The sequence below is a fragment of the Streptomyces sp. Edi4 genome, from assembly GCF_040253615.1.
Lineage (GTDB): Bacteria > Actinomycetota > Actinomycetes > Streptomycetales > Streptomycetaceae > Streptomyces.
Map to the genome: position 1 here is coordinate 6,441,952 of NZ_JBEJGY010000004.1, position 21,911 is coordinate 6,463,862.

19 protein-coding genes and 1 pseudogene are annotated in these 21,911 nt (G+C 73.1%); 8 read left to right on the forward strand and 12 right to left on the reverse strand.

Going from position 1 to position 21,911, the window contains the following annotated elements; genetic code table 11:
• Positions 1-654: 654 nt before the first annotated feature.
• The 3 genes from ABR738_RS31010 to ABR738_RS31020 form a co-directional block, all read right to left on the reverse strand.
• Positions 655-1,938, reverse strand: coding sequence for an HRDC domain-containing protein (locus ABR738_RS31010; protein ID WP_350233246.1), 1,284 nt, complete (start codon positions 1,936-1,938; stop codon positions 655-657).
• Between the two features lie 99 nt (positions 1,939-2,037).
• Positions 2,038-2,700, reverse strand: coding sequence for a helix-turn-helix transcriptional regulator (locus tag ABR738_RS31015; RefSeq protein WP_114039865.1), 663 nt, complete (start codon positions 2,698-2,700; stop codon positions 2,038-2,040).
• A 415-nt stretch (positions 2,701-3,115) separates the two neighbouring features.
• Complete coding sequence (locus ABR738_RS31020; RefSeq protein ID WP_350233247.1) at positions 3,116-3,769, reverse strand: DUF3000 domain-containing protein; 654 nt, start codon at positions 3,767-3,769, stop codon at positions 3,116-3,118.
• A gap of 91 nt (positions 3,770-3,860) precedes the next feature.
• Between ABR738_RS31020 and hemE the strand changes: the two genes are divergently transcribed.
• A complete protein-coding gene (gene hemE, locus ABR738_RS31025; RefSeq protein ID WP_350233248.1) occupies positions 3,861-4,928 on the forward strand; it encodes a uroporphyrinogen decarboxylase in 1,068 nt (355 codons plus the stop codon).
• 3 nt (positions 4,929-4,931) lie between these two features.
• Here hemE and ABR738_RS31030 read toward each other — a convergent pair whose 3' ends face one another.
• Positions 4,932-6,311 (reverse strand): FAD-dependent oxidoreductase, encoded by a 1,380-nt coding sequence (locus ABR738_RS31030; protein WP_350233249.1) that lies wholly within the window; start codon positions 6,309-6,311, stop codon positions 4,932-4,934.
• Positions 6,312-6,517: 206 nt separating this feature from the next.
• Here ABR738_RS31030 and hemG point away from each other — a divergent pair, with 206 nt between their 5' ends.
• A complete protein-coding gene (gene hemG / locus ABR738_RS31035; protein WP_350233250.1) occupies positions 6,518-7,948 on the forward strand; it encodes a protoporphyrinogen oxidase in 1,431 nt (476 codons plus the stop codon).
• A 4-nt stretch (positions 7,949-7,952) separates the two neighbouring features.
• Positions 7,953-8,669, forward strand: coding sequence for a hydrogen peroxide-dependent heme synthase (gene hemQ / locus ABR738_RS31040; protein ID WP_350233251.1), 717 nt, complete (start codon positions 7,953-7,955; stop codon positions 8,667-8,669).
• Between the two features lie 65 nt (positions 8,670-8,734).
• Here hemQ and ABR738_RS31045 read toward each other — a convergent pair whose 3' ends face one another.
• The 4 genes and pseudogenes from ABR738_RS31045 to ABR738_RS31060 form a co-directional block, all read right to left on the reverse strand.
• Positions 8,735-10,333, reverse strand: coding sequence for an alpha/beta hydrolase (locus tag ABR738_RS31045; protein WP_350233252.1), 1,599 nt, complete (start codon positions 10,331-10,333; stop codon positions 8,735-8,737).
• Positions 10,334-10,439: 106 nt separating this feature from the next.
• The gene (locus tag ABR738_RS31050) at positions 10,440-11,198 is read right to left on the reverse strand and encodes a TIGR04222 domain-containing membrane protein (RefSeq protein WP_350233253.1); all 759 of its coding nucleotides are present in this window, start codon (positions 11,196-11,198) and stop codon (positions 10,440-10,442) included.
• A gap of 133 nt (positions 11,199-11,331) precedes the next feature.
• Positions 11,332-12,696, reverse strand: coding sequence for an MbnB/TglH/ChrH family RiPP precursor modification enzyme (locus ABR738_RS31055; protein ID WP_350233254.1), 1,365 nt, complete (start codon positions 12,694-12,696; stop codon positions 11,332-11,334).
• 95 nt (positions 12,697-12,791) lie between these two features.
• A pseudogene (locus ABR738_RS31060) lies at positions 12,792-13,385 on the reverse strand (DUF4142 domain-containing protein); the annotation flags it as partial.
• Positions 13,386-14,091: 706 nt separating this feature from the next.
• Here ABR738_RS31060 and ABR738_RS31065 point away from each other — a divergent pair.
• Positions 14,092-14,790: a TetR/AcrR family transcriptional regulator gene (locus ABR738_RS31065; RefSeq protein WP_350233255.1), complete on the forward strand. Its 699-nt coding sequence runs from the start codon at positions 14,092-14,094 to the stop codon at positions 14,788-14,790.
• Between the two features lie 502 nt (positions 14,791-15,292).
• On the opposite strand, the gene ABR738_RS31070 is transcribed toward ABR738_RS31065, so the two are convergent.
• Together ABR738_RS31070 and ABR738_RS31075 are read right to left on the reverse strand one after the other, a co-directional pair.
• Positions 15,293-16,471, reverse strand: coding sequence for an MFS transporter (locus ABR738_RS31070; RefSeq protein ID WP_350233256.1), 1,179 nt, complete (start codon positions 16,469-16,471; stop codon positions 15,293-15,295).
• Between the two features lie 3 nt (positions 16,472-16,474).
• Positions 16,475-16,726 carry a hypothetical protein gene (locus ABR738_RS31075; protein WP_350233257.1) on the reverse strand — a complete coding sequence of 84 codons (252 nt, stop codon included), beginning with the start codon at positions 16,724-16,726 and terminating at the stop codon, positions 16,475-16,477.
• Between the two features lie 146 nt (positions 16,727-16,872).
• On the opposite strand from ABR738_RS31075, the gene ABR738_RS31080 reads away from it, so the two are divergent.
• Positions 16,873-17,157 (forward strand): hypothetical protein, encoded by a 285-nt coding sequence (locus tag ABR738_RS31080; protein WP_350233258.1) that lies wholly within the window; start codon positions 16,873-16,875, stop codon positions 17,155-17,157.
• A gap of 565 nt (positions 17,158-17,722) precedes the next feature.
• Here the strand turns inward: ABR738_RS31080 and ABR738_RS31085 are convergent.
• Positions 17,723-18,472, reverse strand: a complete 750-nt coding sequence (locus ABR738_RS31085) for an aminoacyl-tRNA hydrolase (RefSeq protein WP_350233259.1) — start codon at positions 18,470-18,472, stop codon at positions 17,723-17,725.
• A gap of 70 nt (positions 18,473-18,542) precedes the next feature.
• Here ABR738_RS31085 and ABR738_RS31090 point away from each other — a divergent pair, with 70 nt between their 5' ends.
• The 3 genes from ABR738_RS31090 to ABR738_RS31100 are packed head-to-tail and all read left to right on the forward strand — an operon-like array spanning position 18,543 to position 20,727.
• Complete coding sequence (locus tag ABR738_RS31090; RefSeq protein ID WP_350233260.1) at positions 18,543-19,220, forward strand: AIM24 family protein; 678 nt, start codon at positions 18,543-18,545, stop codon at positions 19,218-19,220.
• Positions 19,217-20,053, forward strand: a complete 837-nt coding sequence (locus ABR738_RS31095) for an ATP-binding cassette domain-containing protein (protein ID WP_502964256.1) — start codon at positions 19,217-19,219, stop codon at positions 20,051-20,053. The genes ABR738_RS31090 and ABR738_RS31095 overlap by 4 nt, the downstream gene beginning before the upstream one ends.
• A gap of 5 nt (positions 20,054-20,058) precedes the next feature.
• Positions 20,059-20,727, forward strand: coding sequence for an ABC transporter (locus ABR738_RS31100; RefSeq protein WP_350234815.1), 669 nt, complete (start codon positions 20,059-20,061; stop codon positions 20,725-20,727).
• Between the two features lie 24 nt (positions 20,728-20,751).
• Here ABR738_RS31100 and ABR738_RS31105 read toward each other — a convergent pair whose 3' ends face one another.
• Positions 20,752-21,606 carry a polysaccharide deacetylase family protein gene (locus ABR738_RS31105; RefSeq protein WP_350233262.1) on the reverse strand — a complete coding sequence of 285 codons (855 nt, stop codon included), beginning with the start codon at positions 21,604-21,606 and terminating at the stop codon, positions 20,752-20,754.
• Positions 21,607-21,911 lie beyond the last annotated feature (305 nt).

The following is a 21,911-nucleotide window of genomic DNA, read 5'->3' on the forward strand; positions in this document are numbered from 1 at the left end:
CTCCCGGGGCCCACCCCGGCCACCTGTGCCCGCCCGGGCCCGCCCCGACCCCGCCAGGGGCGCGGGGAACTGCGCGCCCAGCCCCGCACGGCCCGCACCCGAGCTCCCTGGGGCTCCGCCCCAGACCCCGTTCGCGCCTGAAGGGCGCTCGTCCTCAAACGCCGGACGGGCTGAGATATGCGGTGTGGGCCGGCACCACCCCTGCCAGGGGCGCGGGGAACTGCGCGAGGAGCGACCACGGCCCGCAGCCGAGCTCCCTGGGGCTCCGCCCCAGACCCCGTTCGCGCCTGAAGGGCGCTCGTCCTCAAACGCCGGACGGGCTGAGATATGCGGTGTGGGCCGGCACCACCCCTGCCAGGGGCGCGGGGAACTGCGCGAGGAGCGACCACGGCCCGCAGCCGGGCTCCCTGGGGCTCCGCCCCAGACCCCGTTCGGCCTGAACGGCCTCGTCCTCAAGCGCCGGACGGGCTGGGGGTGCCCGGCGCGGGCCAGTACCGGTGCTGCCAGGGGCGCGGGGAATTGCGCGACCAGCCCCGCGCGGCCCGCAGCCGGGGTCCCGGGGCCCCGCCACTGGGCCGGGTTGTGTTCGCGCTCCCGCGCGGCAGCGCCAGCGTGGGGGAATTCGGCTGAAAGTCGTGGGTGGTCACCCCGGGGTCAGGGCGTCGCCGGGGTGTCCCTCAGGGCCGCGGAGAGGAGGGGCGTCACCTGGGTGACCTGCCAGGGCCTCGCGCCGTAGGACGAGAGCGCCTGCGCCACCGCCGCCTCGGAATGATCCCCCGGTGGCTCCCAGCACACCCGCCGCACCGTGTCCGGCGTGATCAGGTTCTCCTGCGGCATGTTCAGCCGCTCGGCGAGCGCGGAGACCGCCGCGCGGGCCGCCGAGAGCCGGGCCGCGGCCGCCGGGTCCTTGTCCGCCCACGCGCGCGGCGGCGGCGGCCCCTGCAAGGGTTGCCCCGGCTGCGGCAGCTCCGCCTCCGACAGGGCCTTCGCCCGGTCGACCGCCGCCTGCCACTGCTCGAGCTGGCGCCGCCCCATCCGGTGCCCGAACCCGGTGAGCGCGGTCAGCGCCGTCACCGTGGCGGGCAGCGCGAGCGAGGCCTCGATGATCGCGGAGTCGCTGAGGACCTTGCCGGGCGAGACGTCACGCCGCTGCGCCACCGCGTCCCGGGCCGTCCACAGTTCGCGTACGGCGGCCATCTGACGGCGCCTGCGCACCTTGTGCATGCCGGAGGTGCGGCGCCAGGGGTCCTTGCGCGGCGGGGCCGGCGGGGCCGAGGCGATCGCGTCGAACTCCTCGTGGGCCCATTCCAGCTTGCCCTGCCGCTCCAGCTCCTTCTCCAGCGCGTCCCGCAGGTCGACCAGGAGCTCCACGTCGAGCGCCGCGTAGCGCAGCCAGGGCTCGGGGAGCGGCCGGGTCGACCAGTCGACGGCGGAGTGGCCCTTCTCCAGGGCGTACCCGAGCACGCTCTCGACCATCGCGCCCAGGCCCACGCGCGGGAAGCCCGCGAGGCGTCCGGCGAGCTCGGTGTCGAAGATCCGGGAAGGGACCATGCCTATTTCGCGCAGACAGGGAAGATCCTGGGTGGCGGCGTGCAAGATCCACTCGGTGTCCGAAAGTGCCTCCCCCAAAGCGGAGAGATCCGGACATCCGACGGGATCGATGAGTGCGGTGCCCGCGCCCTCGCGGCGCATCTGCACCAGGTAGGCCCGCTGGCCGTAGCGGTAGCCGGACGCGCGCTCGGCGTCCACGGCGACGGGGCCGGTGCCGGCCGCGAACGCGGCGACGACTTCGGCCAGCGCGTCGTCGGTGGCTACGACGGGCGGAATGCCCTCTCGGGGCTCCAGCAAGGGAATCGGCGCCTTCTCGACGTCGTCCGGGGGAGCGCCCCCGGTGGTTCGCAGTGCTGTCTCTGCTGCGGTCTTATGGGCGTCGGTCACCTGTCAAGGGTATCTGTGTATGCGCGGCGCCCGTCGACGGAACGTTCCGTCGACGGGCGCGGTGGGGCGCGTGAGGGTCGTAATTCGGTCAGTATTCGGTCAGTGGATGATTCCGGTGCGCAGCGCGACAGCGACCATCCCGGCCCGGTCCCCCGTGCCGAGCTTGCGTGCGATCCGGGCGAGGTGGGACTTGACGGTCAGAGCGGACAGGCCCATCGAGACGCCGATCGCCTTGTTGGACTGGCCCTCGGCCACGAGCCGCAGCACTTCGACCTCACGGCCGGAGAGCTCGCGGTAGCCGCCCGGGTGGCTCGGGGCACCCGGGGGGCGGCGGTGCATACGGGCGGCCGCGGCGCCGATGGGGGCGGCGCCGGGACGGCCGGGGTGGCCGATGTTGGTGCGGGTGCCGGTGACGACGTAGCCCTTCACACCGCCCGCGAGGGCGTTGCGCACGGCGCCGATGTCGTCGGCGGCGGACAGGGCCAGGCCGTTGGGCCAGCCCGCGGCTCGGGTCTCGGACAGCAGGGTCAGCCCGGAACCGTCGGGCAGGTGGACGTCGGCAACGCAGATGTCGCGCGGGTTGCCGACGCGGGGACGGGCCTCCGCGATGGACGACGCCTCGATGACGTCACGTACTCCGAGCGCCCACAGGTGCCGGGTGACGGTGGAGCGGACTCGGGGGTCGGCAACGACGACCATGGCCGTCGGCTTGTTCGGGCGGTAGGCGACCAGGCTTGCGGGCTGCTCAAGAAGAACGGACACCAGGCCTCCTGGAAAGGTGCGGACGGGGCCGGCTCGGGGATGAAGCCGGGGGGAACCGTGCAGTTAGGGTCACAAACCTCTTCGGCACCAAAGCCTTCGGCCTTTAGAGAATGATCACGATTTGGTGAGAAACATTTAGGGCAATTCGGACACGTACTCGATCGTCGAGTGCGCTCCGGGGCGCGCGGCCGCGCGCGGGGGCCCACGAAAACGCCCCGCACCCCGCCAGAGGCGAGGCGCGGGGCGGGTAAACGGAGGGGGCGTGGAGGGGGAAAAGCGGGCGCCCCCGAGCCCAACCGCAGCGCCCTCCCGCCTCGAAGGCCGCCGTCGCTCGGGCCCGCCAGAGCGCCCCTCCCGCCTCGAAGGCCTCCGCCATCGAAGGCCACCACCCTCGGCGGCAGACCTCCCGGGGGCCTCAGCGTGGGTCGCGGCGCTGGGGGAGGGTGACTACGCCGCCGCCCCCGTCGTCGGCGCCCGAGGCCGGCGGCAGGCCCGCGATCTGGCACAGCAGGTCGCACCAGGCCGCCAGATGCCCCGCGGTGTCCGGCACCCCGCCGCGGCCCTCGTGGGGCGTCCAGGACGCGCGGATCTCGATCTGGGTGGCCGGAAGCCGCTCGGAGAGCCCGCCGAAGTAGTACGAACCGGCCCGCGTGACCGTGCCGCTCGCCTCCTTGTACGACAGGCCGCGCGCCTCGAGCGCGCCCGTCAGCCACGACCAGCAGACCTCGGGAAGCAGCGGGTTGGCCGCCATCTCCGGCTCCAGCTCGGCCCGTACGAGGGTGACCAGACGGAAGGTGCCCTGCCAGGCGTCGTGGCCGGACGGGTCGTGCAGCAGGATCAGACGGCCGTCGGCCAGATCGTCCTCGCCCTCGACGACGGCCGCCTCAAGCGCGTAGGCGTGCGGCGCGAGACGCTGGGGCGGCCGCGTCTCGTCCACCTCGATCTCGGGGCGCGGTCGCGCCGCGCGCAGTGCGTCGACGGCCTGACGGAAGGGGATCGGAACGGTGGTACCGTCCGCCGCTTCCCTGCCGTCGGCGCCATCCGAAGTTCGTCCCTGAGCGGCAGCCATGCGGGGAAGACTAGGCGGAACGCGGGCCCGGCGCCGGTAGGGACACCCGGGCCGGGGTGGCCGCTTGCGGCCACATGCGAAGATTCTGGACGTGAGCGCCAACGACCGCCCTGTGGGCCAGCCGAACAGCAAGACGCACGACTCCGCGTTCCTCAAGGCATGCAGGCGGGAAGCCGTCCCGCACACGCCGGTCTGGTTCATGCGCCAGGCGGGGCGCTCGCTGCCGGAGTACCTGAAGGTGCGCGAGGGCGTCCCCATGCTGGAGTCGTGCATGCGGCCGGAGCTGGTCACCGAGATCACGCTCCAGCCCGTGCGCCGCCACAAGGTCGACGCGGCCATCTACTTCAGCGACATCGTGGTCCCGCTCAAGGCCATCGGGATCGACCTCGACATCAAGCCGGGCGTCGGCCCGGTCGTCGCCGACCCGATCCGCACCCGCGCCGACCTCGCCAAGCTGCGCGACCTGACCCCCGAGGACGTCCACTACGTCACCGAGGCGATCGGCATGCTCACCGGTGAGCTCGGCGCCACGCCGCTCATCGGCTTCGCGGGCGCCCCGTTCACGCTCGCCAGCTACCTCGTGGAGGGCGGCCCCTCGCGCAACCACGAGAACACCAAGGCCATGATGTACGGCGATCCCGAGCTCTGGGCCGACCTGCTCGACCGCCTCGCCGAGATCACCGCCGCCTTCCTCAAGGTGCAGATCGAGGCCGGCGCCTCGGCCGTGCAGCTCTTCGACTCCTGGGTGGGCGCGCTCGCCCCCGCCGACTACCGGCGCTCCATCCTGCCCGCATCGGCCAAGGTCTTCGACGCGGTCGCCCCGTACAACGTGCCGCGCATCCACTTCGGCGTCGGCACCGGCGAACTGCTCGGTCTCATGGGCGAGGCCGGCGCGGACGTCGTCGGCGTCGACTGGCGCGTCCCGCTGGACGAGGCGGCCCGCCGCGTCGGCCCCGGCAAGGCGCTCCAGGGCAACCTCGACCCCGCCGTCCTGTACGCGCCGACCGGGGCCGTCGAGGCCAAGGCCCGCGAAGTCCTCGACGCGGCAGCGGGCCTTGAGGGCCACATCTTCAATCTCGGCCACGGGGTGCTGCCCTCGATGGACCCGGACGCGCTGACCCGCCTCGTCGCGTACGTCCACGAGCAGACCGCCCGCTAGGCGCTACCCGGTGGCGCGCACGGCCGACACCGCCTTGCGCGCCGCCACCAGGACCGGGTCCCACACCGAGGAGAACGGCGGGGCGTACCCGAGGTCGAGCGCGGTCATCTGCTCCACCGTCATGCGGGCGGTCAGGGCGACGGCCGCGATGTCGATCCGCTTCGCCGCCCCCGCGCCGCCCACGATCTGCGTGCCGAGCAGCCGTCCGGTGCGCAGCTCGGCCAGCATCTTCACCGTCATCAAGGTCGCGCCCGGGTAGTAGCCCGCGACATTGGTGGACTCGATGCTCGCCGTGACGAACCGCAGTCCCTCCTCGCGGGCCTGGGCCTCGGTGAGTCCCGTGCGGGCGATCTCCGTGTCGCAGACCTTGGTGACGGCCGTGCCCACCACGCCCGGGAACGTGCCGTAGCCGCCGCCCACGTTGGAGCCGATGACCTGGCCCTGCTTGTTGGCGTGCGTGCCGAGCGCGATGTGACGGTGGCGGCCCGAGACCAGGTCGAGCACTTCCACGCAGTCGCCGCCCGCCCAGATGTTCTCGTGCCCGCGCACCCGCATCGCGGCGTCTGTGCGCAGAGCGCCCGAAGGGCCGAGCGGCAGACCGGCCGTGCGCGCGAGTTCCGTACGCGGAGCGACACCCAGGCCGAGCACCACCACGTCCGCCGGGTAGGTGGCCGAAGCCGTCGCCACCGCCCGCACCCGGCCCGACTCATGGGTCAGCACCTCGGTGACCTCGGCGCCCGTCACCACGCGGATCCCGGAGCGCTCCATCGCCTCGGTCACCAGACGCCCCAGGTCCGGGTCGAGCGAGTTCATGGGCTGCTCCCCGCGCGTCACGAGCGTGACCTCGAAACCGCGCCCGAGCAGCGCCTCGGCCATCTCCACGCCGATGTAGCCGCCGCCCACCACCACCGCGCGCCGCTCCCCGGCCGCCGTCTCCAGGCTCTCCAGGAGCGCCCGCCCGTCGTCGATGGTCTGCGCCCCGTGCACGCCGGGAGCGTCGATGCCGGGCAGGTCCGGCCGGACCGGGCGCGCGCCGGTCGCGATGACGAGCTTGTCGTACGCGGTCCACTCCTCGGCGCCCGAGGCGAGATCGCGGGCCCTGACCCGGCGCCCCGCCACGTCGAGCTCCGTCACCTCCGTGCCCATCCGCAGATCGATCCCGCGCTCGCGGTGCTCCTTCGGCGTGCGGGCGATCAGGTCCTCGTGGCGCGGCACCGCGCCCCCGACCCAGTACGGGATCCCGCACGCCGAGTACGACGTGAAGCCCGAGCGCTCGAAGGCGACGATCTCCAGCTCGTCGGATGTCCTGAGCCTGCGGGCCTGCGAGGCCGCGGACATGCCCGCCGCGTCACCGCCGATGACCACCAGTCGCTCCGCCGCCATGGGTGCTGCCTCCGCTCGTGAGGGTCCGCTTGTCCTGATCACGATACGTATCGCGGGGGCGCGGGATTCCCGGCCGCTCGGGAGCCGGCCGGGCGTTGGCCGACGGTCGTGCCCAACTGACCTCGGGAACAGGTGAGTTGATCGAAGCTCGGGCACGCGTCGGGGCTCGTTCCGGCCGGTGGGCGCCACAATGAGACAGTGGAGGCATGGACAACGCCCCCGACCGCACCCCGCACATCGTCGTCGTCGGCGGCGGCATCTCCGGACTCGCCGCCGCCCACCGGCTGCTCGCCGCCGGCGTCCGGGTGACCGTGCTCGAAGGCAGCGCGGTGCTCGGCGGCAAGCTGCTCTCCGGTGAGATCGAGGGCGCGCCCGTCGACCTGGGGGCCGAGTCGATGCTGGCCCGGCGCCCCGAGGGCCTGGAGCTCGCCCGCGCGGTCGGCCTCGGCGACCGGATCCAGGCACCCGCCGCGGCGAACGCCGCGCTGTGGACCCGGGGCGCCCTGCGGCCGATGCCCACCGGACATGTCATGGGCGTACCCGCGCGGCCCGACACCCTGCACGACGTCCTGTCCGCCGAGGGTTTGGCCCGCGTCGCGCGGGACCGCGACCTCGCGCCCACCGAGGTCGGCGAGGACATCGGCGTCGGCGAGTTCGTCGCCCGGCGGGTCGGCCGCGAGGTCGTCGACCGGCTGGTGGAGCCGCTGCTCGGCGGTGTGTACGCGGGCGACGCCTACCGGATCTCGATGCGGGCCGCCGTGCCCCAGCTCTTCGAGGCGGCCCGCACCCACGGCTCGCTCCTCGACGGCGTGCGGGACATCCGGGCGAAGGCCGCCGCCCGGCAGCGCGGCGGCCCGGTCTTCGCGGGCCTGGACGGCGGCATGGGCACCCTGCCGCTCGCGGTCGCCGACGCCGTACGCGCCCAGGGCGGCGAGATCCGCACCGAGACCCCGGTGCTCGGCCTGACCAGGACCGCCGACGGCTGGCGCATCCGGACCGACAGCGCGCTCATCGACGCCGACGGCGTGATCCTCTCCATCCCCGCCTGGTCCGCCGCGACCCTGCTCGCCGACGCGTCGCCGGCCGCCGCCGCCGAACTCGCCGAGGTCGAGTACGCCTCGATGGCCCTGGTCACCCTCGCCTTCCGCCGCGCCGACCTCGCGGGCCTCGAAGAGCGCTCCGGGTTCCTCGTGCCGCCGGTGGACGGGCGCACCATCAAGGCCTCCACCTTCTCCACGCACAAGTGGAGTTGGGTCAAGGAGCGCGGCCAGGACCTGTTCGTGCTGCGCACCTCGATCGGACGCTACGGCGACGAACGCCACCTGGACTGGGACGACGCCGACCTCGTGGACGTCTCGCTCGGTGACCTCGGCGACGCCGTGGGCCTCGCCGCGAAGCCCGTCGCCACCACCGTCAACCGCTGGATCGGCGGCCTTCCGCAGTACCCGGTGGGCCATCTCGCCAAGGTCGCGCGCATCCGCGCGGCCGTCGCCGAGCTGCCAGGACTGCGCGTGTGCGGCGCCGTCTACGACGGCGTGGGCATCCCCGCGTGCGTCGCCAGCGCCTGGCGCGCGGCCAACGAGATCATCGCCACGTCGACCCCGGCGCGGAACACCCAGTGGGACGCGGGACAATAGCCACATGAGTGCTGCTCCGGAAAAGATTCCCAACGCGGGGAAGAAGGCGAAGGACCTCAACGAGGTCATCCGCTACACCCTGTGGTCTGTCTTCAAGCTGCGCGACGTCCTGCCCGAAGACCGCGCCGGCTACGCCGACGAGGTCCAGGAGCTGTTCGACCAGCTCGCCGCCAAGGACGTCACCGTCCGAGGCACCTACGACCTGTCGGGTCTGCGCGCGGACGCCGACATCATGATCTGGTGGCACGCGGAGACCTCCGACGAGCTCCAGGGCGCCTACAACCTGTTCCGCCGCACCAAGCTGGGCCGCGCGCTCGAACCGGTGTGGTCGAACATGGCGCTGCACCGGCCCGCGGAGTTCAACAAGGCGCACATCCCGGCGTTCCTCGCCGACGAGCACGCCCGCGACTACGTCTCGGTGTACCCGTTCGTGCGCTCCTACGACTGGTACCTGCTGCCGGACGAGGACCGCCGCCGCATGCTCGCCGACCACGGCAAGATGGCCCGTGGCTACCCCGATGTGCGGGCCAACACGGTCGCCTCGTTCTCGCTCGGCGACTACGAGTGGCTGCTCGCCTTCGAGGCCGACGAACTGCACCGCATCGTCGACCTGATGCGTCACCTGCGTGCCTCCGAGGCCCGTATGCACGTCCGCGAGGAAGTCCCGTTCTACACGGGACGCCGCAAGAGCGTCGCCGACCTCGTCGCGGGCCTCGCCTAGCAAGACCAGGTGAGAGGGGGTCCGCGCCACGCGAGCGGACCCCGGCTCACCCCTGACCCGGAAGATCAGAGAGCGTACGGCACATGCCGCGGCCTGCCGGCCGCCCGCTCGTCCAGCGACACCGGGTTCGGCTCCGGGTGCGGCGCGCACGCAGCGCGCCGCACCGGCGTCCGACCGTTCAGCAAGTAGTCCTCCAGATAGCCGTTCACGCAGGCGTTCGCGCCACCCGCCAGACCGTGCGTGCCGGCCTTCTTCTCCGTGATGAGCACCGAGCCGGGCAGACGCCGCTGGAGCTCCAGGGCCCCCGGATACGGTGTCGCCGCGTCCCGCTCGGCCGCCAGGATCAGCGTCGGCGGCAGCGCCCCCTTCGCGGCCCGCACGTCCACCGGCCGCTGCTGGGGGATTGGCCAGTAGGCGCACGGCAGGTTCATCCACACGTTGTCCCACGTCTCGAACGGCGCGACCCTCGCGAGCGCGGTGTTGTCGCGGTCCCAGGTCGCGAAGTCCCTCGGCCACGCCGCGTCGTTGCACTCCACGGCCGTGTAGACGGCGTTGCCGTTCTCGTCCTCGCGCGCCGACTGAGGCCGTGGCGAGGCCTGTTGGACCAGCGGCTTCGGATTGCCCTTGAGGTACTGCGACAGGGCGGTGGCCCGGCTCGCCCAGTAGTCGTCGTAGTAACCGGCCTTGAGGAACGAGGCCTGCAACTGGGCGGGCCCCACCGTGCCGCCGGCCGGTTCCCGGGTCACCCGGTCCCGCACCTTCTCGTAGCTCTCCAGGACGTCGTCGGCGCTCCTGCCCAGGTGGTAGACGTCGTCGTGTTTGGCGACCCAGATGCGGAAGTCCTCCCAGCGCCGCTCGAAAGCCAGCGACTGTTCGAGGTTGCTGCGGTACCAGATCTGGTCCGGGTCGGGATCGACGGCCGAGTCGAAGACCATCCGGCGGATGTGGGAGGGGAAGAGCGTCGCGTACACCGCCCCGAAGTAGGTGCCGTACGAGGCGCCCATGAACGTCAGTTTCCGCTCGCCGAGCGCGGCCCGCAGCACGTCCAGGTCACGGGCGTTGTTGATGCTGGTGTAGAAGCGCAGCGCGTCCTTGGCGTTGCGCGCACAGCCCTCGGCGTACGCCTTGGCCTGCGCGATCCGTTCCCTCTTGAACGACGCGGAGGGGTCGGGGGGCGACTGGGTGGGGGCCTTGGCGAACTCGGCCGGGTCCTGGCAGGACAGGGGCGCCGAACGGGCCACGCCGCGCGGGGAGTAGCCGACGAGGTCGTAGGCCCCGGCGAGCCGCTTCCACTCGGGCATGGCCGCCACCATGGGGAAGAACATGCTGGATGCGCCGGGTCCGCCCGGGTTGTAGACGAGCGCGCCCTGGCGCTCGGCGGGCTTGCCGGTGGCTTTGGACCTGCTGACGGTCAGGGCGATCTGAGGGCCCGTCGGACGCGCGTAGTCGAGCGGGACGTCGACTGTGGCGCACTGGACGCTCGGGGGCAGCGACTCCGCCTCGGGGCAGCGGCCGAAGGAGACCGGGGCGGCGGCCGCGCGCTGAGCGGCCGCCTCGACGCCCCGCGCCTCGGCGGTCGCCGGGTCGGCGCTGCCCGCGGGGGCGGCGACGAGGGCGGAAAGGACGAGGGAACCCAGGGTTCCGTACAGCGCTACAGCTCTCATCGCCGGTACATCCCTTTCGTGCTGCCGTACTACGGAAGTACATACAGATCAAAAGGGGATACTGCGGACGAGTGGAAGTAAAGCAGCCGGGCCGCGCCGGACGCGGTCATTGACTCCGATGCGTGAAGCGGCCGCTCGACAAGGCGCTGCGCAGCTGGGGATCGTCCACCGCCCTCAGGCCGCGCACGGCAAGCGCGGTGAGGGGATCACCCGCCGGGTCGAGACCGCCGAGGAGCCGCTGGCCGTCGGGCGATGCCCAGCGGGTGTAGGGGCGGACCTCCAGGCGGGCGATGGCCAGACAGCCCAGCGTGAGGACGAGGGGGAGTGCGAACCACGCGGCGATCTCGGCCCGCCCGGTGTCCCCTTCGCCCGGCGTGAGCAGCGCGGCCAGGGCCATCGCCGCGATGAGCAGCGCCGCGCCGCGCACCGCCCGCACCGAGGAGCTGACCCCCGACCGCACGGCGTCGGGTACGGCGAGGCCCGCGCCGGCCAGCCGGTCGGCGAGCGCGCGCACCGCGTCGGCCGCCGCCGTGCCCGACCGGATGGCCGCGATCCGTTCCTGGCCGCCGGGCCCGATCGCGGTCAGCACGGAACGCTCCAGGTCGTCGCGGCCCTCGGGGTCGACGACGGTGGCCCAGCCGGTGTGCGCGAGCAGCAGTCTGCGGGCGCGGTGCATGGAGACGAGGGTGAGATCGGCGACCCGGTAGGGACCGCCCGCCAGGAACGCCGCCTCGTAGCAGGACAGGTCCTGGTCCTGCTCCGGGCGCGGCTGCGGGCGCGCGGCGGCCGCGGCGGCGAGGCAGAGCCGGCCACAGGACAACCCGGCCGCGACGATCGCCGGCAGAAGGAAGAGAACCCAGAACATGGCCGAGTTCTATGCGAAGTCGCCGTCCCGCCGCCACAGGCTGTCCACAATCTGGACGTCCGGTTATCGCTTCGTTACGGGGAGTGGGTACGGGAGTTGGCGCCCGCGCCCACCCCGGCTCGGCTCGGCGCTTTCAGGCGGCGCGGGTCAAGGTGCGCAGGAGGCGCGCCGTACGGCCCGGCGGGCGCGGCCCGGCCCGGTCCTTGTACCAGCGCTCCAGTGCCCGGCGCGAGCCCGGATCGGCGGGCGGCGCCGTGTCCAGCAGGAACCGGGTGAAGTCCAGGGCGTCCTGGCGGTACCCGCCCCGCATCGGACGGGAGGCGGCGTACGAGCAGAACGCTTCCCGGTAGCCGTCACCGATGAGTTCCGCGAGCTCGGGCGCCACCTTGGCCGCCACGTCGGCGCGCTTGGCCACGAGCGCGCGGGCCTGCACCCGTAGGCGCCGTCCGTCGAACCCGGCGGGCGCGGGGGTGCCGGCGGTGAGCGAGGAGAGCAGGGCGGTTTCGGCGAGGGCGACGCGCTCGCGCGCACGGTCTGTCTGTGACGGGTCCGGGGTGCCTGGGGAGTGGGGGCGGCCCGGGGTGTCCGGGTGAGCCGGGGTGTTTTGGTGGGTCGGGGGAGGGCTCCATCGGGCCGGCTCGCCCGGGGCCGGGGCCGGGGCCGGGGCTGCGGACACCGCTGCCCTCAACGTGGCCCGGATCGCGCCGAGTTCGCCTGCCAGCTCCTCGGCGGGCGGGAACGCCTCGTCCCGCTCCAGGAGTACGCCGGGCGGCGCGACACGCGCGGCGAGTTCGGCCAGGACGTCCAGGACCGGCCGGGTCACGGGGTGGGCGTGCGTGTCGTGCCACACCCCGTCCCGCTCGACGCCGCCCGCGACATGCACGTACGCGATCGCCTCCAGGGGCAGCGCGTCCAGGGTCTTCACCGGGTCCTCGCCCCGGTTGACGTGGTTGGTGTGGAGGTTGGCCACGTCGATGAGGAGGCCGACCCCCGTACGTTCGACGAGCTCGGCCAGGAACTGACCCTCCGTCAACTCCTCGTCGGGCCAGCCGATGAGCGCGGCTATGTTCTCCAGGGCCAGCGGCACGGGCAGCGAGTCCTGCGCGATGCGGACGTTCTCGCACAGCACGCGCAGGGCGTCCCGCGTGCGCGGAACCGGAAGGAGGTGGCCCGCCTCCAGGCGCGGCGACGCGGTCAGTTCACCGCCCGCCCGTACGAACGCGATGTGCTCGGTGACGAGCGGGGCGCCGAGCGCGTCGGCTTGGGCCGCGAGCTCGGCCAGGCGCCGCGGGTCGGGCCGGTCGGCGCCGCCGAGGCCGAGGGAGACCCCGTGCGGCACGACGGTGACGCCGCGCTCGCGCAGCCGTACCAGCGAGTCGGGAAGGTGACCGGGGCAGATGTTCTCCGCGACCGCCTCGACCCACTCGATGCCGGCCAGGCCCTCCACCGCCTCGGCGATGTCGGGCCGCCAGCCGATGCCGATGCCCAAGTGCTTCATGGACAGGTCATGGCCCAGGGGCGGGGCGGTGAACCCTGGGCGGGCACGTTCAGAGCTCGATTTGAGGTTGGCGCCGGCCCGGCTCAGGGGGAGGTGGCCAGCGCGTCGAAGTCCACCAGGCCCGTCGCCTCCAGCATCGTCATGTGGTCGAGCACGGTGTTGTTGGCGTCGGTGGCGAGGTCGCGGATGAGCGAGTTGCGGGTGTTGGCCCGGACGAGGGCGACCAGAGCGAACACCTTGCCGTGCGAGGCCCGGATCAGGTTGGCGAACTTGACCTCGTAGTCACGCCCCGAGGCCGCCGTCAGCTCCCGCAGCCAGCCCTGCTGCTGGGCGGTGGGCTGGGTCGGCAGCACGATGCCGAGCTTGGACGCGACGTCTCGGGCGTGCTGGTCGAGGGCGGCGTGGCCCATGACCAGGTGGTCGCCGGCCGCCTTGATCGCGGCGCTCGGCGCGCGCTGCTGCGCCTGCTGCCCGGCCGGGCCCTCCCACAGCCCGGCCAGGCGCACCTTGTTCAAGAAGTCCCGGTCCATCGCGGACAGCGGGCCCCAGGCGGTGGGCGTGGAGGCGGAGTTGAGGTCGGCCTGCGGGGTTCCGGAGCGGTCGGCGTAGGACCAGACGGGGAAGGCGAGCGCGGCGATCGTGGCGACGAGTACCGCGATGAGGAGGCCTGTGCCGTTGAAGCGGCGCAGGGCGAAGCGACGGGGGCGGGTGATTGCACGCGACAAGGTGCCTCCCGGGGTGGCCGACTGGGTCCCCCCGACATACGCACGCGAAGCCCACGGCGTTCACCCGGAGGGCCGAGGTTGCCAGTGCGGGCCCGGCACGAGCCCCGCCAGGGGCGCGGGGAACTGCGCGCGGAGCGACCGGGGTCCGCAGCCGAGGCTCCCGGGGCTCCGCCCCAGACCCCGTTCGCGCCTGAAGGGCGCTCGTCCTCAATCTCCCCCAAGGCCTTGAGGGCCAGGGGGACCCCCATGACGGGCTGGGTATGCCCATGCGGGCCGGCACGAGCCCTGCCAGGGGCGCGGGGAACTGCGCGAGGAGCGACCGGGGTCCGCAGCCGAGGCTCCCGGGGCTCCGCCCCAGACCCCGTTCGCGCCTGAAGGGCGCTCGTCCTCAATCGCCGGACAGGCCTTGAGGGCCAGGGACCCCCATGACGGGCTGGGCGTGCCCATGCGGGCCGGTGTGACGTGGCCAGGGGCGCGGGGAACTGCGCGCTCGGCCCCGCACGGTCCGCAGTCGGAAAGGCAAGAGCCGGGCGAAAGCGGGAGGAATAACGCGGGCACGGAAAAGGCCAGGGCCGATCGGCAATCAGTTAATTAACGGCGTTTACCTTACCGGGGATACGCTGCGAACCAAGCGCCGTACAGTTCTGCCCCCTACCAGGAGGACACCCGCATGGAACCGAAGCCCACCCGCCGCGCGCGGCTCCGCCAACAGACGATCGCGGAGATCAAGGAGGCGGCGTTGAAGGCGCTGGCGGAGTCGGGCCCAGCAGGCATCACGCTGCGAGGGATCGCCCGCGAACTGGGCATGACGGCAGCGGCGCTGTACGGCTACTTCGACACCCGCGACCAGCTGATTTCCACGCTCGCGGCGGACGCCTACAACGAGCTCGCCGACTCCCACGAGGCCGCTCTGGCCGCCCTCCCACCCGAGGAGGCGGCCGCCCGGGTGCGCGCGGTATGCGACACGTTCCGCACCTGGTCCGTCGCGAACCCGGCGGCGTTCCGGTTGATCTACGGCGACGGCCTGCCCGGCTTCAGCCCGCCGGAGGACGTCACGGAGGCGGCGCGACGATGCTGTATGGCGCTGCTGGACGTGGTCGCCGGCGCCTGGGACCGCGCACCGGCGGCGATCCGCGAGGACAAGGCCGAGTGGTCCGACTTCCAGGAATCCCTGGTCGCTCCGGCCCGCGAGCAGTTCCCGCACCTGCCACCGCAGGCCCTCGGCCTGACCCTGCGAATCTGGGGGCGGATGTACGGGCCGGTGATGCTGGAGGTGTTCGGCCATCTCGGCCAGCAGATCGTCGATCCGTCCCAGGTGTATCGCCGTGAAGTGGAAGCGATCATAGAAATGTTGGGTCTTGGCGAGTAATTCCTGCGAATTGTGGCCGTGGCCATACTCGGCTCCAAGTCCTCACAATGGCCGGTCGGTATCGAAAGCGCTCTGCGTTTGACGCACACCATCTGACGCCATCACGACCGGGCTTCCCACGCCACGACGCTCGCGGACGCTGACACGCGGCCCCGACGCGGGCGCCGGGGCCGGGCCGCTGCCGAAACAGCGCGGGCACACGCATGCGGTCGGCCACCTCGGGGGTGACGTCGGTCGGTTCGGCCCCGCTGAGGTCCATGTACCCGGCGTTGTTCCCAGGATGTCGAGACGGGCGAAGTGCGCGACGGCGCCCCCCACGGCGGCGGCCGGACCCTCGTGCCCCGGGCGGCGTCGACCCGGATCGCGGACGCCGTGCCGCCCGCTCGATCGCGGCGACCACTTCGGCGGCGGCGGCGACGCCTCGAGTGCACGTGCGCCACCCGGGTCCCCTCGGCGCCGTGCCGCCGCGCGATGCCCGCGCCGTTGCCGCGGCTGGCGCCGGTCACCAGGGCGACTCGGTCCTGCGCGCGGACGGGGTGGTGCGGCGCAGGACTTCGGGCAGCAGCGTCAGCAGCCCGAGGACGGCCATGGCCGCACCCGTCCACAGCGGTGCGCGCAAGCCCCAGCGCGCGATGCCGATGCCACCGACCCAGGAACCGACGACCACGCCGAGGGTAATGAAGGAGGTGTGGACGGTGTTGACCAGCGGGCGGTCGTTGGCGGTGCGCATCACGCGCGTCACCATCGCCGGGTTCATGGTTACGCCGACCAGCCCGATGCCCGTCATCGCGGCCGACGCCGTCGCCGTATTGCCCGCGCCGAGCGCGAACAGTGTCAGGAACACGGTGTTCAGCGCCAGACCGGTGCCGAGCACCACCATGGTGTGACGGTCGGCGAGCCGTCCCACCACGGCATTGCCGACGACGGTGGCAGCGCCGTAGAGCACCAGCAGCAGCGGGACGGTGTCCGCGGCGAAGCCGGTGACGTCGGTAAGGATTGGCACGAAGTACGAGAAGGCGGCGAAAGTGGCGCCGATGATCAGCATGCTGGTGGCGAACGCCGCCCACAGCCGGGCGTTGCGGAACGCGCCCAGCTCGGCCCGCACGGAACCTCCCGCGCCGTCGGGCTCCTCCTTCGGCAGGGCCGGAACCGCGCCGCAGGTGACGGCGAGGGACAGTGCGGCCAGGACCGCTACCGCCCAGAACGCGAACCGCCAGCCGTAGTGCTCCCCGGCCAGCTGCGACAGCGGCAGGCCGAGCACGGTGCCGACCATCAGGCCGCCGAGCACGATGGAGGTGGCCCGGCCGCGCACCTCGGGCCCGGTGATGCGGACGCACACGGCGAGCGCGACGCCGAAGAACGCGCCGGAGGCGGCTCCGGTGACCAGCCGGGCGGCGACCATCAGGGAGTAGCCGGTGGCAAGGGCGCCCAGCGCCTGGCCGGCGAGGAAGACGACGTACAGGAAGACCAGGGCGGTCTTCTGACGCAGCCTCAGCAGGAAGGCGGTCAACAGGGGTCCGCCCAGGGCCATGGCGGCGGCGTAGACGGAGACCAGGTAGCCGATCTGCGGGATGCCGGCGCTCAGCTCGTCGGAGAGCTGGGGCATGAGGCCGGCTACCAGGAACTCGCTGGTGACCATCGTGAAGATGCCCAGGCCCAGGACGTAGATGGCGAAGGGCACGACTCACACTCCGTTCGTGCTGCGGGCCGGACCGGGCCGCGGGACCCTGGGCGACCCGGCATCGCCCTGGTCACAGGACCCGGCGCCCCGGTCGGCGGCGGCCGACGCGGTGTCGTGCCGGTCGATCTCCTCGGCCCGCGGGTTGTCGGCCGGGTCGAAGGCAGGGATCGGCTCGCCGGGGCGGGCGCCCCGCGGTTCCCCGGATGCGCGGCCTCCGGTCGTGCCGCGGGCACGGCTGATGGACAGTGCAGGCATTGACTCCCCCTTCGCACGGTGATGCGAATCTCGCTGCCGCCTAAACGCCGGCGTGCTTTGTAAACGCTGATAGGTTTTCTAACACAGATCGCGCCACCCTGGTCAACCGAGCACCCGCCGACCCACCGCTCGCACAAGGGAAATCCGTGACGCCACCGCCCGCCCACGCCGCCCAAGCAGCGCTCCGCCCCCGCCACTTGGCGATGCTCGCCCTCGGCGGCGTGGCGGGCTCCGGACTGTTCGTCGGCACCGGCGCAGGGCTCGCCGCAGCCAGTCCGGCCGCCACGCTCGGCCTCGCGATCATGCGGATGCCGGGCGAACGCATGCGGGCCAGCACGGACCCCGCCAGGGGCGCGGGGAACTGCGCGAGAAGCGACCACGGCCCGCAGCCGAGCTCCCTGGGGCTCCGCCCCAGACCCCGTTCGGCCTGAACGGCCTCGTCCTCAAGCGCCGGACAGGCTGGGGTTGCCCATGCGGGCCAGCGCGAGCCCTGTCAGGGGCGCGGGGAACTGCGCGAGGAGCGACCACGGTCCGCAGCCGGAGTCCCTGGGGCTCCGCCCCAGACCCCGTTCGGCCTGAACGGCCTCGTCCTCAAACGCCGGACAGGCTGGGGTTGCCCATGCGGGCCAGCGCGAGCCCTGTCAGGGGCGCGGGGAACTGCGCGAGGAGCGACCACGGTCCGCAGCCGGAGTCCCTGGGGCTCCGCCCCAGACCCCGTTCGGCCTGAACGGCCTCGTCCTCAATCTCCCCCAAGGCCTTGAGGGCCAGGGGGGACCCCCATGACGGGCTGGGTATGCCCATGCGGGCCAGCACCAGCCCTGCCAGGGGCGCGGGGAACTGCGCGAGCAACCACGCACGGCCCGCACGGAGAAGTCACCGGGCCCGTACCGGGCGATGAAGTCACCGGCCCGTACCGGGCGATCAGGGGCGCGAGCGACCACGCCCGGCCCGCGCCGAGAAGCACCGGCCCCTACCGGGCGATCAACGCAGGCGGGGTCAGGGCCGGGGAAGGCGGGTGCGTAGGGCTGGGTGGTCCGATACCACCGTGCAGGAACCCGGCGCGATCTCCGTGAAGCCCGCGTCCCGGACCACCGGCAACCCGCTGCCGACCAGCGCGGACCACGCCTCCGCATCGGCGACGCGCACCGCGAGGGCGAACCCGGCGTCACGCCAGGCCGCGCGGTCGCCCTCGCTGAGCTCCCACCACGCCAGCTGCGCCCCGTGCCCCGCCTGCGCCATCGCCTTGCCCGCGGACATGCCGAGTTCGGGGTTGAGCCAGAGCACCGGCGTGAGCGGACCGGGTACCTCCGGCGGGGCCGGGTCGTCCAGGTCCGTACCCGACACCTGGAGTTTGACCAGCTCCTTGGGCCAGCCGTCCAACGGCACCGGCGGGAAGACGCGTACCTCCGCCGCCTTGCCCGTCACCGCGATCCCCGGCAGCGCCGAGGCCTTGCGCCACTCGGCGCCGCGGGCCCGGCGCACCACCTTGCGGATCCGCGCGTCCTGCCAGTCCCGCATGACCCGTGCCCACTCGCCCTCGTCGGGCCCCTCGCCCAGCGACCGCTCGTCCGCGAGCATCATGAGCACCGCGCGGGCCGCCGTCTCCAACGCGTCGGTGCGCGCCGGAGGCTCGGCCTTCTCGATGCGGACGACGATCGGCAGCACGAACTGCGGCGCCTCGTCGCGCGGGGAAAGGTCCTGAAAGGGGCCCTCGGAAGGCGTGTTCTGGGTGTTCTGGGTGCTCACGCCACCAGTCTGCCAGCCGCCGAACCGGTGATTCTTGGCGGAATGAATAGTTCCGGGACAGGATGCGCCCATGAAGAGCGACCTTTTTGCCATGGAGAACATGGCGCAGCCCGCCAGCGCCGCCGGTATGACCCTGGAGAACGCCAAATCGATCAAGTACGCCGTCAATGGCGAGATGCTGGCGCGCCAGGGCGCGATGATCGCCTACCGGGGCAACTTGCAGTTCGAGCGGCGCGGCCAGGGCATAGGCGGCATGCTCAAGCGGGCCGTGACCGGCGAGGGCCTGCCTCTGATGGCGGTCAGCGGCCAGGGCGAGGCCTGGTTCGCGCACGAGGCGCAGAACTGCTTCATCGTCGACATCGAGCCGGGTGACGCGCTGACGATCAACGGCCGCAACGTACTGTGCTTCGACTCCTCGCTCGGCTACGAGATCAAGACGGTCAAGGGCTCGGGCATCGCCGGCGGAGGCCTCTTCAACAGCGTCTTCACCGGCCAGGGCCGCCTCGGCCTGATGTGCGAGGGCAACCCGCTGGTCATCCCGGTCTCGCCGCAGATGCCGGTCTACGTCGACACCGACGCGGTGGTCGGCTGGACCGCGAACCTCCAGACCTCCCTGCACCGCTCGCAGTCCATCGGCTCGATGCTGCGCGGCGGTTCCGGCGAGGCCGTCCAGCTGATGCTCCAGGGCGAGGGCTACGTCATCGTCCGGCCGAGCGAGGCGACACCGCAGAAGGCGCAGCAGCACTGAACACCACACGCGCGCTGCGGGACGTGGGCCGCCGCTACTCTCTCGGCGGCCCCTGGGTCCTGCGCGGCGTGGACCTCGATCTGCCCGAGGGCGCCCTGGTCCGGATCGAAGGAGCCAACGGCACGGGAAAATCAACCCTGTTGAGGCTCGTCGCGGGCATCGACGCACCCACCGAGGGTCGCGTCACCGGACGCCCGCGCACCGCCTACGTCCCCGAACGCTTCCCCGGCGCCCTGCCCTTCACGGCCGCCGGCTACCTCGCGCACCTGGGCCGCGTCCACGGCCTCGACCGCCGCACGGCGAAGGAACGGGCCGGCCGCTGGCTCGAACGGTTCGGCGCCGCACCGTACGCCACGACCCCGCTGGCGCAGCTGTCCAAGGGCACGAGCCAGAAGGTCGCCGTGGCCCAGGCGCTGCTCGCCGAGCCCGCCCTCCTCGTCCTGGACGAGGCGTGGACCGGCCTGGACACCGCCGCCCGCGCCGAGCTGGAGCACGCGGTGCGCGAGCGCGTGGCGGCGGGTGCGACGGTCGTCCTCGTCGACCACGACCCGAGGCGGCTCGCGGACCGCGAGGACGCGCGGTACGCGCTCGAAGGCACCAGCCTGCGCCCCCTCCCCGTGGCCCGTACCGGTCCCCGCGCTCCGGCGGCTTCCGTCCTGATCGACATCGTCGGAACCGGGCCGCTGCCACAACTCCCGTACGCGGCTGAGGAGTTGGGCTCGGGCGACGGTGCGAGCACCCTGCGCGTGCCGGCCGACCGCTCCGACGACGTACTGCGCGCCCTGCTCGCCGCGCGTCCGCCCTGGCACATCCAAGGAGTGCGCCGCACGTGAACCCGCTGGTCCCGCTCGTCCGCTACCAGAGCGCGCTGCTCATGCGCTCCCAGCGCTGGCTCGCCCCGGCCCTCCTGTACGCGGCCTTCCTCGGTGTCGGCGTCCGGGCCGGCGAGCCGGTCCTCGACTCGATGGGGTACGCCGACGCCGGACTGCTCCCGGTGGCGGCGTGGCTCGTCCGCGTCTGTGTCACCCAGGAACCCGAGGCCGCCCGGGCCTTGGCCGCCGCTGCCGCCGGCCCCGGCCGCGTCCACCTCGCCTCGCTGCTCTCCGCGACGGCATCGGCCGCGCTGCTCGGCCTGGCGGGCACGGCGTACGTCGCCGCCGTCTGCGATTTCGCCACAGGGGATCACGCGACGGCGGTGCCGCTGGGTTCCGCGCTCGTGGCGGGGCTGCTCGCGGCCGCGGTCTGTGTGCTGACCGGCGCCGCGGTCGGCGCGCTCGGCAGCCGGCCGGTGGTGCGCGCGCGGGGCTGGTCGCTCGCGGTCACCGCGCCGGCCGCGCTGCTCGCCCTGGTCCTCACGCCGTCGCCCGCCAAGTACGCGGTGTCGGGCCTGGTCACCGGCGCGAGGACCGGCGCAGTGCACCCGGCGCTGCTGCCGTTCGCCGCAGCGCTCGTGCTCGCCGGGGTGGTGGCGGCCGGGGTGTGCGCGCTCAGCTCGCGGCGCCGCTGAGCGATCCGGGCGGCGGCGCGCGCCTCAGCGGTGGGCGGCGCCCCGGATCAGGTCGGAGACCTTCACGAAGCGGTAGCCGCGCTTGCGCAGTTCGGGCACGATGCGCTGGAGCGCCGTGTCGGTGACCGGGGCCGCGCTGCGCGTGCAGTGCATGACCACGAGCGACCCGGGCTTGACCCCCGACAGAACCTGGTCGGCCACCGCGTCGGCGTCCTTGGCGAAGGCGTCCCCGCTCACCACGTCCCACTGGACGGCGGTCATCCGCAGCGGGGCCAGGGTGCGCAGCACCTCGTCGTTGTAGCAGCCGCCGGGAAAGCGGAAGTACGGCACGGTGTTGCGGACCCCGGCCTTCTTGAACTGGGCCGTCGCCTTCTCCACGTCCTCGCGCATCCGGCCCTTGTCGACCACGGGCAGCCCGTAGCAGTCGGACTTGAACGCGTAGTGGCTGTAGGAGTGGTTGCCGACCTCGAAGTTCGGGTCCGCCCCGATCGCACGCGCCTCGGCCGGGTACTCCTGGGCCCAGCGCCCGGTCATGAACACCGTGGCCGGCACCTTCAGGCGCCGCAGGTCGGCGATGAGCGCGGGGTTGTCGAAGTGCTCGCCCGCCGCCGCGCGCGGGCCCTGGTCGGCGGTCATGTCGGCGTCGAAGGTGAGCGCGACGACCTTCTCGCCCCCCGGACCCTCGGGGCGCCGTTCGAAGACCGGGGTGAGGCCGCCGGGGTCGGGGGCCATGGTCGGGACGCCCGCCGCCGGCGCGGCCGCGCCGGAGGGCGCCGTGTTCGCGCTCCTGGACGGGACCGAGGCGGGGTCGGTCCCGCACCCCGCGAGCGACGCGCCGAGCAGGGCAACCGCGAGCAGCTTTCGCACAGGAATAGTCACATTCGGAACGTATCCGGTCGTATAGCGCTATTTGTTGACGTCGTCCGCGCCATGCCGGAGATTCCGGCCAATGCCGCACAGGTACGGTCTCGGGCTCGCCCCCCCCCGCTGGGGGGCGGCGGGCAGTCCCCGCGCCGGGTCCCGGCCGGGCGCGTCGGCCCCCAGCCGCGCGCCGGTCCCTGAGCCCTGCCCAGGCCCCCGCAGCCGCGCGACGACGCGCTCGATCCACCCGCGCGGACTAGGCTCGTTCCATAACGGAACGCGCGCCCGAACACCCCCACGCGCGGGCGAGGCGCGTTCACGCC